16 protein-coding genes are annotated in these 14,268 nt (G+C 70.5%); 6 read left to right on the top strand and 10 right to left on the bottom strand.

All coding sequences use genetic code 11. From position 1 onward, the window contains the following. Positions 1–178: 178 nt before the first annotated feature. Positions 179–973: a hypothetical protein gene (locus tag JOD54_RS05345; RefSeq protein WP_204449463.1), complete on the top strand. Its 795-nt coding sequence runs from the start codon at positions 179–181 to the stop codon at positions 971–973. Here JOD54_RS05345 and JOD54_RS05340 read toward each other — a convergent pair. Then, positions 955–3,555, bottom strand: a complete 2,601-nt coding sequence (locus JOD54_RS05340; RefSeq protein ID WP_204449462.1) for an MFS transporter — start codon at positions 3,553–3,555, stop codon at positions 955–957. The two genes, JOD54_RS05345 and JOD54_RS05340, sit on opposite strands and share 19 nt — an antisense overlap. A 90-nt stretch (positions 3,556–3,645) precedes the next feature. After that, on the bottom strand, positions 3,646–4,605 hold the full coding sequence (locus JOD54_RS05335) for an alpha/beta hydrolase (protein WP_204449461.1): 960 nt from the start codon (positions 4,603–4,605) through the stop codon (positions 3,646–3,648). 96 nt (positions 4,606–4,701) lie between these two features. Between JOD54_RS05335 and JOD54_RS05330 the strand changes: the two genes are divergently transcribed. Together JOD54_RS05330 and JOD54_RS05325 are read left to right on the top strand one after the other, a co-directional pair. Beyond that, entirely contained in the window at positions 4,702–6,126 is a 1,425-nt protein-coding gene (locus tag JOD54_RS05330; protein ID WP_204456097.1) for an FAD-binding oxidoreductase, read from the top strand. A gap of 27 nt (positions 6,127–6,153) precedes the next feature. Further along, positions 6,154–6,750 (top strand): hypothetical protein, encoded by a 597-nt coding sequence (locus JOD54_RS05325; protein ID WP_204449460.1) that lies wholly within the window; start codon positions 6,154–6,156, stop codon positions 6,748–6,750. Positions 6,751–6,835: 85 nt separating this feature from the next. Here JOD54_RS05325 and JOD54_RS05320 read toward each other — a convergent pair whose 3' ends face one another. From JOD54_RS05320 to JOD54_RS05305, 4 genes are all read right to left on the bottom strand, one after another. Beyond that, on the bottom strand, positions 6,836–7,498 hold the full coding sequence (locus tag JOD54_RS05320; RefSeq protein WP_204449459.1) for a DedA family protein: 663 nt from the start codon (positions 7,496–7,498) through the stop codon (positions 6,836–6,838). A gap of 77 nt (positions 7,499–7,575) precedes the next feature. After that, on the bottom strand, positions 7,576–7,794 hold the full coding sequence (locus JOD54_RS05315) for a hypothetical protein (RefSeq protein ID WP_204449458.1): 219 nt from the start codon (positions 7,792–7,794) through the stop codon (positions 7,576–7,578). Between the two features lie 9 nt (positions 7,795–7,803). Further along, a complete protein-coding gene (nagA, locus tag JOD54_RS05310) occupies positions 7,804–8,943 on the bottom strand; it encodes an N-acetylglucosamine-6-phosphate deacetylase (protein ID WP_204449457.1) in 1,140 nt (379 codons plus the stop codon). Positions 8,944–9,044: 101 nt separating this feature from the next. After that, a complete protein-coding gene (locus JOD54_RS05305) occupies positions 9,045–9,659 on the bottom strand; it encodes a SigE family RNA polymerase sigma factor (RefSeq protein WP_307859850.1) in 615 nt (204 codons plus the stop codon). A 66-nt stretch (positions 9,660–9,725) separates the two neighbouring features. Here JOD54_RS05305 and JOD54_RS05300 point away from each other — a divergent pair, with 66 nt between their 5' ends. Then, positions 9,726–10,013, top strand: a complete 288-nt coding sequence (locus JOD54_RS05300) for a YciI family protein (RefSeq protein WP_204449456.1) — start codon at positions 9,726–9,728, stop codon at positions 10,011–10,013. Here JOD54_RS05300 and JOD54_RS05295 read toward each other — a convergent pair. Together JOD54_RS05295 and JOD54_RS05290 are read right to left on the bottom strand one after the other, a co-directional pair. After that, the gene (locus JOD54_RS05295; protein WP_204449455.1) at positions 10,010–10,474 is read right to left on the bottom strand and encodes a pyridoxamine 5'-phosphate oxidase family protein; all 465 of its coding nucleotides are present in this window, start codon (positions 10,472–10,474) and stop codon (positions 10,010–10,012) included. The genes JOD54_RS05300 and JOD54_RS05295 overlap by 4 nt on opposite strands. Positions 10,475–10,479: 5 nt before the next feature. Further along, positions 10,480–11,403 (bottom strand): short-chain dehydrogenase/reductase, encoded by a 924-nt coding sequence (locus tag JOD54_RS05290; RefSeq protein WP_204449454.1) that lies wholly within the window; start codon positions 11,401–11,403, stop codon positions 10,480–10,482. A gap of 142 nt (positions 11,404–11,545) precedes the next feature. Between JOD54_RS05290 and JOD54_RS05285 the strand changes: the two genes are divergently transcribed. Continuing rightward, positions 11,546–11,881, top strand: a complete 336-nt coding sequence (locus tag JOD54_RS05285; RefSeq protein ID WP_204449453.1) for a hypothetical protein — start codon at positions 11,546–11,548, stop codon at positions 11,879–11,881. On the opposite strand, the gene JOD54_RS05280 is transcribed toward JOD54_RS05285, so the two are convergent. After that, positions 11,878–12,813, bottom strand: a complete 936-nt coding sequence (locus JOD54_RS05280) for an aldo/keto reductase (RefSeq protein WP_204449452.1) — start codon at positions 12,811–12,813, stop codon at positions 11,878–11,880. The two genes, JOD54_RS05285 and JOD54_RS05280, sit on opposite strands and share 4 nt — an antisense overlap. 40 nt (positions 12,814–12,853) lie before the next feature. Continuing rightward, the gene (locus JOD54_RS05275; protein WP_204449451.1) at positions 12,854–13,138 is read right to left on the bottom strand and encodes a DUF427 domain-containing protein; all 285 of its coding nucleotides are present in this window, start codon (positions 13,136–13,138) and stop codon (positions 12,854–12,856) included. 94 nt (positions 13,139–13,232) lie between these two features. Between JOD54_RS05275 and fbaA the strand changes: the two genes are divergently transcribed. After that, positions 13,233–14,267, top strand: a complete 1,035-nt coding sequence (gene fbaA / locus JOD54_RS05270) for a class II fructose-bisphosphate aldolase (protein WP_204449450.1) — start codon at positions 13,233–13,235, stop codon at positions 14,265–14,267. Position 14,268 lies beyond the last annotated feature (1 nt).

Here is a 14,268-nt window from a genome sequence, read left to right as displayed (position 1 = left end):
GCGGTGGCTGTCCCGGCTGAGCGATTCCGGCCTGGCCGTTCTCATGGTCTTGGGTCTGTTGAGCCTGCCGTTCTACAAGGCGGACCGCTGCGCGAGAAGTTCGTCGGTGCACACGCCATAGAGCCCGGTGCGACGATGGCGTTGCTGCTGCTCACTACCGCTCGCGGTGGCGCTAACGGTGTCGTCGGCACTCTTCGCCTATAGGTGGGCCAATCGGCCAAGCGTCTGGTTCGAGTTGGCCGCACCGTTCGTGTTGGCCTTGAGCGGGGTCCTCTTTGTCGGCCCCGAAGTCCTATGGGTGTTGGCTGCGGCCCTAGCCGCAGCCTCGTTCCCTAGAGGCAAACCGGTCAAGCGCGGCGACCTTGTGCGGGGTTGGAACGCCCACATCCTGCGGTCGGTCTCTGTTGCCTTCGGCGACGTGCTTTCCCTCTTGCCGCAAGGGCGCCCGGTCCACATGCGACTCACCGACCCGTTTCGCTTCGCGGTCGCTGGCGTACTCGCTAGGCGCTCAGCTCTGCCATTGGCGGTTCTGCTCGCGATGGCGGTACCCGTGCTGCGGCACGTCTTCCCGGTCGTGAGCTCTGCCTGGTGGGCGGGCCTGGGGGCTTACCTCGCCGTGCTGCCGTTCGCCGGAGGCCTCGCTGAAGTGGTACGGATCGCTGGCCTGCGCCGGTGGGTCCCCGCCACCACGAGGTCGCTCAAGCTCGCCGCGTTCGCCGTGCTGGGGGTGGCCGCCGCACTGTGGACGGCGGCCACCGCCCTGCTCGGTCTGCCGTTCGTGCCCCTCGTCGTCCCGCTGGCGGCGTGGGCAGTCGTGCGGACCGTGACCCGTCCCGACCTCGACTACGGCGCGGGCACCGCGGTCGACGTCGGTGGTCTCTACACCCCGGTCGGCCTGGTCGCGCAACTACTGCGCGGGCCGGACCTGCTGCTGCTCGGGGTGCTGGTGCTCAGCTACTTCCACTCGTCGTAGCCGAGCACCACGTCCCTGATGCCTGCCTCGCCGCGCCGCAGGTTCACCACGTGCGCGGACGGCGAGTACCCGCTGGCGATCACCGTGTACTCGCCCTCGGCGAGCGCGTCGATCGCGTACCTGCCCTCCTCGTCGGTGTTGGTCACCAGGACCACCTCGCCGTCGGCGTCGAGCACGGTGATCCGCGCGTCGGCCACGATCGCGCCGTCCGCGGTGCGGGCGGTGCCCTCCAGCGCGGCGGCGCCGAAGAGTTCGACGTCCTGGCGCAGCGGGCCGGAGCCGGGCACGGCGAGCTGGACGGCCACCGGCTGGTACTCCTCGGCCGCGACCACCAGGGTCAGCTCGCCCTCGCGCACCCCGACGAACCGGTAGCTGCCGTCGGAGGCGGTGGTCTGGTTGTGCACCACCTCGCCGAACTGGTCGGTCAGCGCCACCTGGGCCAGGCCGAGCGCGGCGTGCCCGTCGGCCGACATCACGAACCCGTGCACCACGGTCGCCCCGGCCAGGATGACATCCACAGTGGACTGTCCGGATCGGACCTGGACGGTGGTCGCCTTCGGCTGGTGCTCCGGCGCGGACGCCAGCAGCACGTACGCCCCCGGGGTCGGCGCGTCGAGCAGGTACTCGCCGGTGCCGTCGGAGCCGACCCGGCTGACCTGCTTTCCTCCGGTGTCCAGCAGCGTCAACGCCGCCCCTGGCACCGCGGACCCGTCCGAGTGCCGCACCTGACCGCGCAGCCCGGTCAGCTCGCCGCGCAGCGCGGTCGGCTCGGTCGGGTGGTAGCCGTTGTGCCCGTTGGACTCCGGCTTGCCGTTCGCCTCCGGATCGAGGGCTGCCTCCGGCTTGGTGTCTGTCTCCGGCTCGGTGTGCACCGGACCCTCCAGGCTCTCCTTCGCCTCGTCCGGCAGCAGCGCCTCGCCGCCCTCCATGATCGCCGCGGGCGACGCGCCGCTGCGCAGCGGGATCTCCTTGATGAACAGCGACACCAGGAACGCCAGGACCATCACGCCCGCGCCGACCAGGAACACCAGCTGGATCGACTCGACGAACCCGTCCTGGAACGGCCGCGCCAGCCGCGGGTCGACCTGCTGCAGGAACGACGAGTCCTGCAGCACGCCGCCACCGCTGCCACCGCGCAGCGCGTCGAACACCGGCTGGTTGACCGGGTTGGACCGGACGTCGGGGTCGCTGAGCGCGGCCTGGAACTGCGGGCTGCTCATCGCGGAGCGCATCGCCGAGGCGATGTTGTCGGCCACCGTGCTGAACAGCAGCGACAGGAACACCGCGACGCCGAGCGTGCCACCGAGCTGGCGGAAGAAGGTGATCGCCGCGGTCGCCACGCCCATGTCGCGCATCTCGACCGCGTTCTGCGCGGCCACCGTCAGCGTCTGCATGCAGAAACCGAGGCCGAGGCCGAACACCACCATGTAGACGATCGGCTGCCACATCGGGGTTTCCACGTCGACAAGGTGGAACAGCAGCAGGCCGGCGATCAGCAGCAGCGACCCGATGATCGGGAAGACCTTGTAGCGGCCGGTCTTGGAGGTCAGCTGCCCGGAGACCACCGAGGCGAACATGATGCCCAGCATCAGCGGCACCATCATCAGACCGGCCTCTGTCGGGGTGAACCCGCGCACGATCTGCAGGTACTGCGGCACCATCGTGATGCCGCCGAACATGCCGACACCGAGGATGGTGCCCGCGATGATCGTCATGGCGAAGGTGGAGGTGCGGAACAGCCGCAGCGGGATCAGCGCCTCGTCCTTCATCGCCCGCTCCACCAGCAGGAACGCGACCAGGCCGACGAAGCCGATGGCGTAGCAGGTGATCGAGCGCTGGGAGTCCCAGCCCCACTCCCTGCCCTGCTCGGCGACGATCAGCAGCGGCACCACGGTGACCGACAGGAAGATCGCGCCGAAGTAGTCGATGCGGTGGTCGTGGCGCTCGTGCGGGACGTTGAGCACCTTCGTCACCACGAACAGCGCGATGATCCCGATCGGCACGTTCACCAGGAACACCCAGCGCCAGCCGGTGATGCCCAGGATCTCGCCCTGCCCGGCGAAGAACCCGCCGATGACCGGGCCGAGCACGCTCGAGGTGCCGAACACCGCGAGGAAGAAGCCCTGGTACTTGGCCCGCTCCCGCGGCGGCACGATGTCGGCGATGATCGTCAGCGCCAGCGACATCAGACCACCGGCGCCCAGGCCCTGGAACGCCCGGTACGCGGCGAGCTCGTACATCGTGGTGGCGAAGGTGCAGGCCAGCGAGCCGATGATGAACAGCGAGATCGCGGTGACGAAGAACGGCTTGCGGCCGTAGATGTCGGAGAGCTTGCCGTAGAGCGGGGTGGAGACGGTCGAGGTGATCAGGTAGGCGGTGGTCGCCCACGCCTGCAGGCTCAGCCCGTTGAGGTCGTCGGCGATGGTCCTGATCGAGGTGCCGACGATCGTCTGGTCGAGCGCGGCGAGGAACATGCCGAGCATCAGCCCCGACATGATCACCAGGATCTGCCGGTGGGTCAGCCCGGCTCCCGGCGGTGCTGCGTGCTTCGCGGACGCCTGGTCGGCCGTCGCTGCGGTCATGCTCATTCCCCTAGCTGGTCTACATGGGTGTGGGCCGGGCCAATTGGTTGCCTAAACCAAGCATGTTCCTGCTCGGTGCTGGTGTGCAACTCAGGCGGCCAGTGGGTGGACCAGGGCCTCGCGCAGGAACTCGCCCGCGTACCGCAGCGCCAACCGCCCTTCCGGGACGATCGGGTAGAACGCCGGGAACACGTGCACCTGACCGGGCCACACCTGCAGTTCGCAGTGCGCGCCCGCCGAGGCCATCGCGGCGGCAAGCCGCCGCGAGTCGGCTAAGAGGCACTCCGTGTCCCCCACCTGCACCAGGGTCGCGGGCCAGCGCCGCTTCGAACCGCGGAACACGTCGAGGGTCGGGTGATCGACACCCAGGTCGCCCGCGTAGAGCGCGGCGACCTCGCGGACCCGGTCCGGCGGGATGTACGGGTCGCGGCACACCGCGTCGCGCTCGTCGAGCCCGGCGCAGGTCAGGTCCAGGAACGGCGAGAACAGCACCACCGCACCCGGCATGGCCGCGCGCTCCCTGGTCAGGGTCGCCAGCAGGCCCGCGACCAGGTGACCGCCCGCCGAGTCGCCCGCGACCACGACCCGGTCGGCGGGGTAGCCCTGGTCGAGCAGCCAGTGGAACGCGGCCAGCGAGTCGTCCGCCGCGGCCGGGTACGGGTGCTCGGGGGCGCGCCGGTAGTCCAGCAGCAGCACCGGCAGGCCGCTGGCCTGCGACAACGCCGCCGCGATGTGCCGGTGGCTGCGCAGCGAGCCGAGCGCGAACCCGCCGCCGTGCAGGTACAGCACCACCCCGGCGCGCTCATCGGCGCCGCGCGCGGTCAACCACAGGCCGGTGACGTCGCCGTACCCGTGCGGCTCGGACACCGCCCGGACCCGGGTGCCGCGCGGCAGCGGGGTGAGTCCGACGGTGTCGAACGCCTCGCGGACCAAGCGCAGTTGCCCGCCCCGCAAGCGCAGCCGGTCCGCCACCGGGCGCGCGCAGGTGCGCAGGTACCGCGCGAGGGCCCTGGCCTGGACGCTCGGCCCCGGCAGTTCGCTCTCCCGCACCACACACCCCCCGTCCGCCGTCGCAGTGACACCGACCACATCAACTGTAGGTCAGGGGTATGACGATCGCCTACGGTGACATCCGTGCACGCCTCGGTGACATCCGCAGAGTTGCTGGCCCGGCTCAAGACCTCGCTCGACCCGGACGGGGTGATCACCGATCCCGAGGTCCTGCCCAGCTACGAGCGGGACATGATGCCGCTTGCCCCTTACGGCACCCCGCTGGCCGTCGTGCTGCCGAGGACGACTGAGCAGGTCCAGGCCGTGGTGCGGGCGTGCGCCCAGCACGGGGTGCCGATCGTGCCGCGCGGCGCGGGCAGCGGCCTGTCCGGCGCGGCCAACGCGATCGACGGCTGCGTCGTGCTGGTGACGACCAGGATGAACGCGATCCTGGAGATCGACCCGGACAACCGGCTCGCCGTCGTCGAACCCGGGGTCATCAACCTCGACCTGCGCGGTGCGGTGGAGAAGCACGGCCTGTTCTACCCACCGGACCCCTCCAGCTACGACTGGTGCACCATCGGCGGCAACGTCGCCACCAACGCGGGCGGCCTGTGCTGCGTGAAGTACGGCGTGACCACGGACTCGGTGATCGGCCTGCGGGTGGTGCTCGCCGACGGCGAGGTGCTCGACACCGGTCGCCGCACGGTCAAGGGCGTCGCGGGCTACGACCTGACCAAGCTGTTCATCGGCAGCGAGGGCACCCTCGGCGTGATCACCCGGGCGACCCTGGCGCTGCGGCCGCTGCCCCAAGCCCCCGGCACCCTCGCCGCCGCGTTCGACTCCACGGCCGCGGCGGGGGCGGCGGTCAGCCGGGTGGTGCGCGAGGGGATCGTGCCGTCGCTGATGGAGATCATGGACGCCACCGCCATCGCGGCCGTCGAGGCGCACCTGAAGACCGAGGTCGGGGCCGGGAGCGGCAGCGCGGCACTGCTGATCTGCCAATCCGACGCCGGAGGTGACGCGGCCCGCCGGGAGCTGGCGGCGGTCGAACGGATCTGCCAGGACGCGGGCGCCACCCTCGCCCACACCACCTTCGACCTCGCCGAGGGCGCGCTGCTGCTGACCGCCCGCCGCGCCGTGCTGACCGCGCTGGAGACCTACGGCGCCTGGCTGACCGACGACGTCTGCGTGCCGCGCACCAAGATCACCGACCTGATCGCGGGCTGCGAGCGGATCAGCGCCGAGGTCGGTCTGCGGGTCGCCGTCGTCGGGCACGCGGGCGACGGCAACATGCACCCGACGATCGTCTACGACCCCACCTCGGCCGACGAGTTCGCCCGCGCCCAGCGCGCCTTCGACGACATCCTCGACCTCGGCCTGCGGCTCGGCGGCACGATCACCGGCGAACACGGCGTCGGCAAGATCAAGCGCGAGTGGCTGGCCCGCGAGATCGGCCCGGTCGGGCTGCGGGTGCACCGGGCGGTCAAGGCCGCGCTCGACCCCGGCGACCTGTTCAACCCCGGCTCCATGTTCGCCCCGGGCGATGACAAGATCATCGACGCGCCCGAGCAGGACTGACCACGGCCCGCACCAGGGGAAGTGACCATGGACCAACTGCAGTACGCCACCGCCACCGAGGTCTGCAGGCGACTCGCGGGCAGGCTCCCCGACGACGTCGTCAGCGTCGTCCAATCGCAGTTCTTCGCCGGTGAGGAGGAGATGGCGCTGTCCTCGCTGCTGCTGAACCTGCAGTACGAGGGGATCGGCATCACCGAGGAGGAGGCGGAGCTGATCCGCGCCCTGCTCGACGACCCGCACGACCCGGAATTGGCCGAGGTGGCCGTGGTCGACGCCGCGCCGACCCCCGCCTACCGGTTCAGCCCCACCGGCCCTGCCGACGCCCCCGACCCGGCCGCGGCCGACCGGGTCATCGCCGCCGAAGCCGCCACCGCGGGTGGTCGGCGGGTGCGCCGGGTGTGGCGGGAACCGTTGCCCGACGCGACGAACCCGGCGACCTGGGTGTACCTGGTGCAGGTGCCGCAAGGCGCGGACGAGCTGCGGACCTATAGCGCCATCAGCTCGCGGCTGTGGGTGACCCGCCAGGAGAAGTGGCCGATCGAGGTCGTGGTGGAGGGCAGGCTCCTACCCGCTTACCAAGCCGCCGCCGCCACCGCCGCGCACCAGATCTGGGCAGCGGCGTAGTGCCCCGAAAACCGATCCGCCCTCTCACCAAGCCGGGCACGATGCCGGGCGGGGATGAGGGGGCGGGTGGCGGGAGAGAGTGTTACTAGAGGCCCGCTGCCTTCTTCTTCTCGCGGCGGGCCTTGAGGACCTCGAAGATGATCGGCAGCACCGAGATGAGCACGATGAGCAGGATCATCGCCTCGAGGTTCTTGTGGATGAAGTCGATCTGGCCGAGGAAGTAGCCCAGCACGGTCACCCCGGTCGCCCACAGCACGCCGCCGATGGCCGAGTAGGTGAAGAACTTCTGGCGGTCCATCCGGCCGACACCGGCGACGGCGGTGATGAAGGTGCGCACGATCGGCACGAACCGGGCGAGCACGATCGCGCGGGGACCGTACTTCTCGAAGAAGCCGTGCGTCTTGGCGACGTGCTCCTGCTTGAACAGCTTGGAGTTCGGCTTGTTGAACAGCGCGGGACCGGCCTTGTAGCCGATGAAGTAGCCGACCACGTTGCCGATGAACGCGCAGACCGTGAGCAGGACGCAGATGACCCACAGCGGCGTGGAGATGTAGCCCTTGGCCACGAACAGGCCCGCCGTGAACAGCAGCGAGTCGCCCGGCAGGAAGAAGCCGAGCAGCAGGCCGCACTCCGCGAAGATGATCAGGCAGAGCACCGGCAGCAGGTACGGCCCCAGGCTGCTGAGGATGACCTCGGGGTCCAGCCAGTCTGGGAGCAGGGCCTGGTTCACGGGAAGGTCGGCGCGCACCCGGTCAAGGTACAGGGCTGGGCTGTGCGGGTTCAGCGCCGGGTTTGCCTGGTCACACAGCGTGTCAGCGGCGGGGTTCAGCGGAGCAGGGTGAGGAACCCGACGAGTGAACCGGCGGCCAGTCCGAGCAACAGCGCGAGCGCCAGCACCCACCACACCCTGGGCGGCAGGTCGTGCTCCGCCCGGGCGGTGGTGGTGCCCAGGTCGACCGGTTCGGTCGGTTCGGCGACCGGGGTGCGCGCGGCCTGCGCGCGCAGGGCGTCGGTGAGCAGGCGCTCTGGGTCGGCCGCGGTCATGCCGCGACGTTAACCCACCCAGGAGCCCCGGCGCATGACCGAGCCGACCTGCAGACCCTGGTTGAGCAGCACCACGTCCGCGTGCAGGCCCTTGGCGAGCTTGCCGGTCGTGTCGGCCAGGCCCAGCAGCGCGGCGGGGCGGGTCGAGGTTGCGGCGACGGCCTCGGGGACCGACAGCCCGCAGCCCTGCACGAGGTTGCGGAACGCGACGTCCATCGTGAGCGTGCTGCCCGCCAGTGACGTGCCGCCTGCCAGGGTCGGCACGCCGTCCTTGACCACGACCTCCAGGCCGCCGATGTCGTAGGACCCGTCGCCGACCCCCGCCGCGGCGATGGCGTCGGTGACCAGCACGGTCCTGCCGAGGCCCGCGTGCTTGGCGGCCAGCCGGACGATGGTCGGGCTCAGGTGCACCAGGTCGCAGATCAGCTCCACGGTCACCCGCTCGTCGTCGAGCAGTGCCCCGATCGGGCCGGGTTCGCGGTGGTGCAGCGGGCGCATGCCGTTGAACAGGTGGGTGGCCACGGTCGCCCCGGCGTCCACCGCGGGCATGACCTGGGCCTCGGTGGCGTCGGTGTGCCCGATCGCGGCGATCGAGCCGCCGTCGACCAGCTGGCGCACGGCGTTGACCGAGTTCTCCAGCTCGGGGGCCAGCGTCACCATCCGGACCGCGCCGCCGCCCGCGCGCAGCAGCCGCTCGACCGCGTCGGTGGCCGGGGGGCGCAGGATGTTCGGGTCGTGCGCGCCGCAGCGGGCGGCGGAGAGGAATGGGCCCTCCAGGTGCACACCCGCGAGCAGTCCGTCCTCCACCAGCTCGCGCAGCGCCGAGATCTGGTTGACCAGCTCGTCTACCGGGCGGGAGACCAGGCTGGCCAGCAGCGTGGTCGTGCCGTGCTTGGCGTGCGTGTCGACCGCGACCCTGGCCCTGGCCGGGTCGGTGCTCATGAACGGCTCGCCGCCGCCGCCGTGGCAGTGGATGTCGACGAACCCGGGGACCACCCAGGCGCCACCGGCGTCGACCGTCTCGTCGGCGCGCGGACGCTCACCGCTGCCGAGGGCCGAGATGTAGCCGTCTTCGACCAGCAGCCAGCCGTCGTCCACCACGCCTTCCGCGGTGACGAGTCTGCCTCCTGCGATGAGCCGTCCTGCCATTTGATGGTCCTCCGAGCGTCCGTGCACGCGACAGTGCACAGTGGCAGTGTATTGGTCTATACCGCAATGGTCTAAACCAACTTCGCCCAGTAGGAGTACGCCTACGGCGTGTTCATGATCTTCTGCAGCGCCTCCAACGCCCGGCTGGCGGTCGATTTGACCGTGCCCTTGGAGATACCGGCCGCCTCCGCGATCTCGGCTTCGGTGAGGTTGCCGTAGTAGCGCAGCACCAGCACCTCGCGCTGGCGCGGCGGCAACTGCGAAAGAGCCCGGACCACGCTCTGGTGCTCCGCGGTCAGCATGGCAAGGCTCTCGGCCGACCGCGCGTTGACCGCGTGCGGCGGGGTGTACTCCCGCGCGGTCTTGCGCCGCCGGAGCACGCTGCGCGAACCGTTGACCACCGCCGTCCGCAGGTACCCCACCGCGGCGGCCGAATCACGCAGACCGCCCCAGTTGCGGTGCAGGCCGGTGAAGGCCTCCTGCACCACGTCCTCGGCCGTCGCGGGCTCGTCCACCAGCAACAACGCCAGCCGGATCAACCGCATCCGGTGCGTCCGGTAGAGGTCCTCGAGGGTGAGCGGCGCGTCCGGCTTCGGCGGCGGCGCGCTCTTGGTGTCGATCGCCCGCAGCCGAGTCAGGGTCTGTTCGACCGTCTGCTCGGCGTTGCCCTGCCCCGCCGCCCGCGGGGCTCCTGCCTGGATGTCTTCCCCTGCCACGGGCTGACCTTACCGGGCCGGGACCCGCGGGCACACCGTCCGACCTGCGCTTGCGATGATGGCGCCATGACCTGGTTCACCGTGGACACCCGCTACGTCGACGACCTCGACCGGCTCACCGCCGCCCGCCCGGCCCACCGCGAGTACCTGCGGCCCATGGTCGAGTCGGGTCAGGTCCTCGCCGCGGGCCCGTGGGCCGACGGCAGCGGCGGGTTCGTCATCCTGCGCGCCGCCGACCGCGCCGAGCTCGACGACCTGCTCGCCGTCGACCCGTACACGCTGCAGGACGTCGCCGCCTCGCGCGTCATCCGCGAGTGGAACGTCGTGATGGGAACCCCGGCAGCGCTCGACTAGTAGGTGCCGCCCAGCTTCCGGTGGTCCCACGAGGTCGTGTGGGTGGGCGTGAACCGCAGGCCCACCCGCTTGGCCGCTTGGGCCCGGACGAACTGGGTGGCCGCCACCGCGACGTCGGCGCTGCCGGTGTACCGCTCGGTGATCGCGCTGCCGATCCGGACGATCTCCTCGACATCGGTCACGACCTCGACGTCGCACTCGCTGAGCACGCCGCGCAGCTCCTCATAGGACTCACCGGCCTCGACGAGCACCGTCGCCTGCGGCAGTCGGCGCAGGTTGACGACCTTCTGCGAGCTCTCGTAGGTCCACGAGACGAGCCCGTCGCCCTCGGGGACGTACCACAGCGGCACCATGTGCGGCCGGTTGTCGCGCCCGATCGACGCCACGACCGCGGTCCGCTGCTCGCCGAGGAACTCGCGCACCTCGGTCGGGGTCATCTTGATCTGCTCGCGCCTGGACACGGCAGCTACCTTGCCCGCACGGCCGCCGCTCCGCCAGCACCGACCGGCCGCGAGGACACCTCGGCCCCGCGTTCGGCGATGTCGGCCAGCGCGGCCCGGTCGGCCTTGGCGACCATGTTGCCGCGCAGCCGCCCGCCGATCTCGATGATCGGCGGCAGGAACGCGCGCACGAGCTTGAGCAGCCCGACCCAGCCCGGCACGTGCACGGTCCGGTCGCGGCGCAGCACCCCGGCCTCCAGCGCGTCGAGCGCCACCGCCACCGGGTAGGTCTTGCCGATCGGGCCGGGCATCGCCGACCGCAGCGGCCCGAAGACCGGGTGCGCGTCGGCACCGTTGACCAGGTCGGTCGCGATCCAGGTCGGGTGCGCGACACCGACCTTGACGCCCAGGTGCCTGACCTCGGCGCGCAGGCTGTTGGTGAACGCCTCCACCCCGGCCTTGGCGGCGGCGTAGGCGGCCATCGCCGGGGCGTGCGCGATCGCGGCCATGGACGACACGACCAGCACGTAGCCCTTGCGCTCGATGACGTGCGGCAGGGTGACCCGGACGGTCCGCCAGACCCCCAGCAGGTCGACCTCGATCGTGCGCTCGAAGGCCGCCGGGTCGATCGAGCGGACGAACCCGGCCGCCGCGATGCCCGCGTTGGCGATCACGACGTCGATCCCGCCGAAGCGCTCGACGGTGCCCTCGGCGGCGGCGCGCAGGGCGTCCCAGTCGGTCACGTCGGCTTCGAAGACCGCCGCGTTGGGCCCGCACTCCGCGGCGACCGCGGCCAGCTCCTGCGGCTCCAGCCCGACCAGGGCGACTTTGGCGCCGCGGGCGGCGAACCGGCGGGCAAGGCCCGCACCGAAACCGCGGGCGGCGCCGGTGATCAGGATGACCTTCCCGGCGACGTCGTGGTCGCGGGCCAGCAGGTTCGTCACGCCCATGGGTGCCTCCAAGCAACGGTGGTTACCGGACGGTACCTCACCTTACCGCGAGTAAGCTACCGCGAGTAACACGTATTTCGGTCAGGCCGGTAACCCACGACCGGGGTCCGTCGATGTGATGGGCGCCAGCCACGCTGCGTGGTTGACCCATGACGTGATCGGAGGACCGTTGTCGGTGCACCTGGTCGTGACCGCGCTGCTCGCCGGAGCCGCGGCTACCACCACGACGACCACCACCGCGGCCGCGGACGCCTACGCCGCGCTGACCGCCCAGATCCGGCGGGTGCTGCACCGCCGCGACGAGGACGAGGTGGTCGACGCCGAGGTCGCCGAGGACGTGCACGTGCCAGAGCAACGCGCCGCTCTTACGGACACGCTCGTGGCAGCGGGCGCGGGCGATGACCCGGAAGTCCTCGCCCACGCCCGCCACCTGCTGGTCGTGCTGGGGTACCGCTCGGCCTTGGAGCCCGTTGACTAGGCCGCCGCGTTCGTCAGCTCCGTCACCTCGTCGTCGCTGAGCTTGAGGTCCACAGAGGGCAGTAGATCCGCCAACTGCTCAGGCGTGCGCGCGCTCGCAATAGGCGCAACAACGTTGGGCTGCGCGGTCAGCCATGCCAGGGCCACAGCCGCCACCGTGGTCGCGTGCGTCGCCGCGACCTCGTCCAAGGCGGCCAAGACACGCCTGCCTCGGTCGTCGAGGTAAGCCGAAGCGGCGCCAGCGCGCGGACTGTCCACGGCAGCACTGTCGTCGCGGTACTTCCCCGTGAGGAAACCCCTTGCGAGCGACCAGTACGGCAGCACGCCCAAGTTCTCCTTGGCGGCCAAAGCGGCGTACTCGTTCTCGTAGCCCGCGCGCTCGACGAGGCTGTAGTGCGGCTGAATCGCCACGTACCGGGCCAGCCCCTCGCGGTCGGAGATCGCCAACGACTCCTCGATCCGCTTCGCGGACAGGTTCGACGCGGCGATGTAGCGGACCTTGCCCTCGCGCACGAGCGCGTCGAAGGCGGTGAGGGTCTCCTCGATAGGCGTGTTCTCGTCGTCGTAGTGCGCGTAGTACAGGTCGATCCGGTCGGTCCCCAGGCGCTTGAGGGAGCCTTCCGCGGCGGCCTTGACGTTCGCCGCGGAAAGCCCCTTGAAGCCCTCCAGCGCGGACAACTTCGTCGCCACGACGAACTCGTCGCGCTTGCCCCGCGCGGCCAGCCACTGGCCGATGATCGTCTCCGACTCGCCGCCGGAGTTGCCCGGCGCCCACTGCGAGTACATGTCCGCCGTGTCGACGAAGTTCCCGCCCGCCGCGGCGTAGGCGTCCAATACGGCGAATGACGCCGCCGAGTCCGCTGTCCAGCCGAACACGTTCGCGCCGAGGTTGAGCGGGAAGACGTCTAGTTCCGTCGAGCCGATTCGCGTCATGCGGCGAACCTACTCCGGTTCGACGGACGTCGAACTTCGATTACGCGGTGACCTCGACGCCCTTCCAGAACGCGACGCGGCCCTTGATCTGCTCGGCCTCCGGCTTGGGTTCGGCGTAGTACCAGACCGCGTCGACGTTCTCCTCGCCGCCGACGTGCAGCGTGTAGTAGTTCGCGGTGCCCTTCCAGCCGCACTCGGTGGTGGTCTCCGACGGGCGCAGCAGGTGCTGGTGCACCGACTCGTAGGGGAAGTAGTGGTTGTCCTCGACCACGACGGTGTCATCGCTCTCGGCGATGACCTCGCCGTTCCAGGTAGCCGTTGCCATGTGACCAGTCTGGCACCACCGCGCCCGGCACGGGGATCGAGCGCTGCTCGTAGGATGCGCCAGAACGGCGCAGGCCACCCCGAGGAGGAGCACGATGCCCATCGCCACACCCGAGGTCTACGCGGAAATGCTGGACCGGGCCAAGGCGAACGAGTTCGCTTACCCCGCCATCAACGTGACCTCGTCGGAGACCCTGAACGCCGCGCTGCGCGGGTTCGCCGAGGCCGAGAGCGACGGGATCATCCAGGTCTCGACCGGCGGCGCGGAGTTCGCCTCCGGCACCAAGGTCAAGGACATGGTCACCGGCGCGGTCTCGCTCGCCGAGTTCGCCCACGTCGTCGCCGCCAAGTACCCGGTGAACGTCGCGCTGCACACCGACCACTGCCCCAAGGACAAGCTCGACGGGTTCGTCCGCCCGCTGATCGCGATCAGCCAGGAGCGGGTCTCCGGCGGCGGCAACCCGCTGTTCCAGTCGCACATGTGGGACGGCTCCGCGGTGCCGCTCGACGAGAACCTGCAGATCGCCGCCGAGCTGCTGGAGAAGGCGGCCGCGGCGCGGATCGTGCTGGAGATCGAGGTGGGTGTCGTCGGCGGTGAGGAGGACGGCGTCGCCAACGAGATCAACGACAAGCTCTACACCTCCGCCGAGGACTACCTCAAGACCGTCGACGCGCTCGGCACCGGCGAGAAGGGGCGCTACCTGCTGGCGGCCACCTTCGGCAACGTGCACGGCGTCTACAAGCCGGGCAACGTCAAGCTGCGCCCGGAGATCCTCAAGCAGGGTCAGGACGTCGTCGCGCAGAAGCTCGGCCTCGGCGACGGCGCCAAGCCGTTCGACCTGGTCTTCCACGGCGGCTCCGGCTCGCTGCTGGAGGAGATCCACGAGGCGGTGTCCTACGGCGTCATCAAGATGAACATCGACACCGACACCCAGTACGCGTTCACCCGCCCTATCGCCGCGCACATGTTCGCCAACTACGACGGCGTGCTCAAGATCGACGGCGAGGTGGGCAACAAGAAGGTCTACGACCCGCGCAGCTACCTCAAGGCGGCAGAGCAGGCCATGGCCGCGCGCATCACGCAGGCGTGCGAGCACCTGAAGTCCGCGGGTCGCATGATCGCGGGCTAGT

This window comes from Actinokineospora baliensis (genome assembly GCF_016907695.1).
In the GTDB taxonomy this organism is placed as follows: Bacteria; Actinomycetota; Actinomycetes; order Mycobacteriales; family Pseudonocardiaceae; genus Actinokineospora; species Actinokineospora baliensis.
Note: the sequence above shows the minus strand (reverse complement) of the source record. Positions and strands in the feature narration are given on the sequence as shown.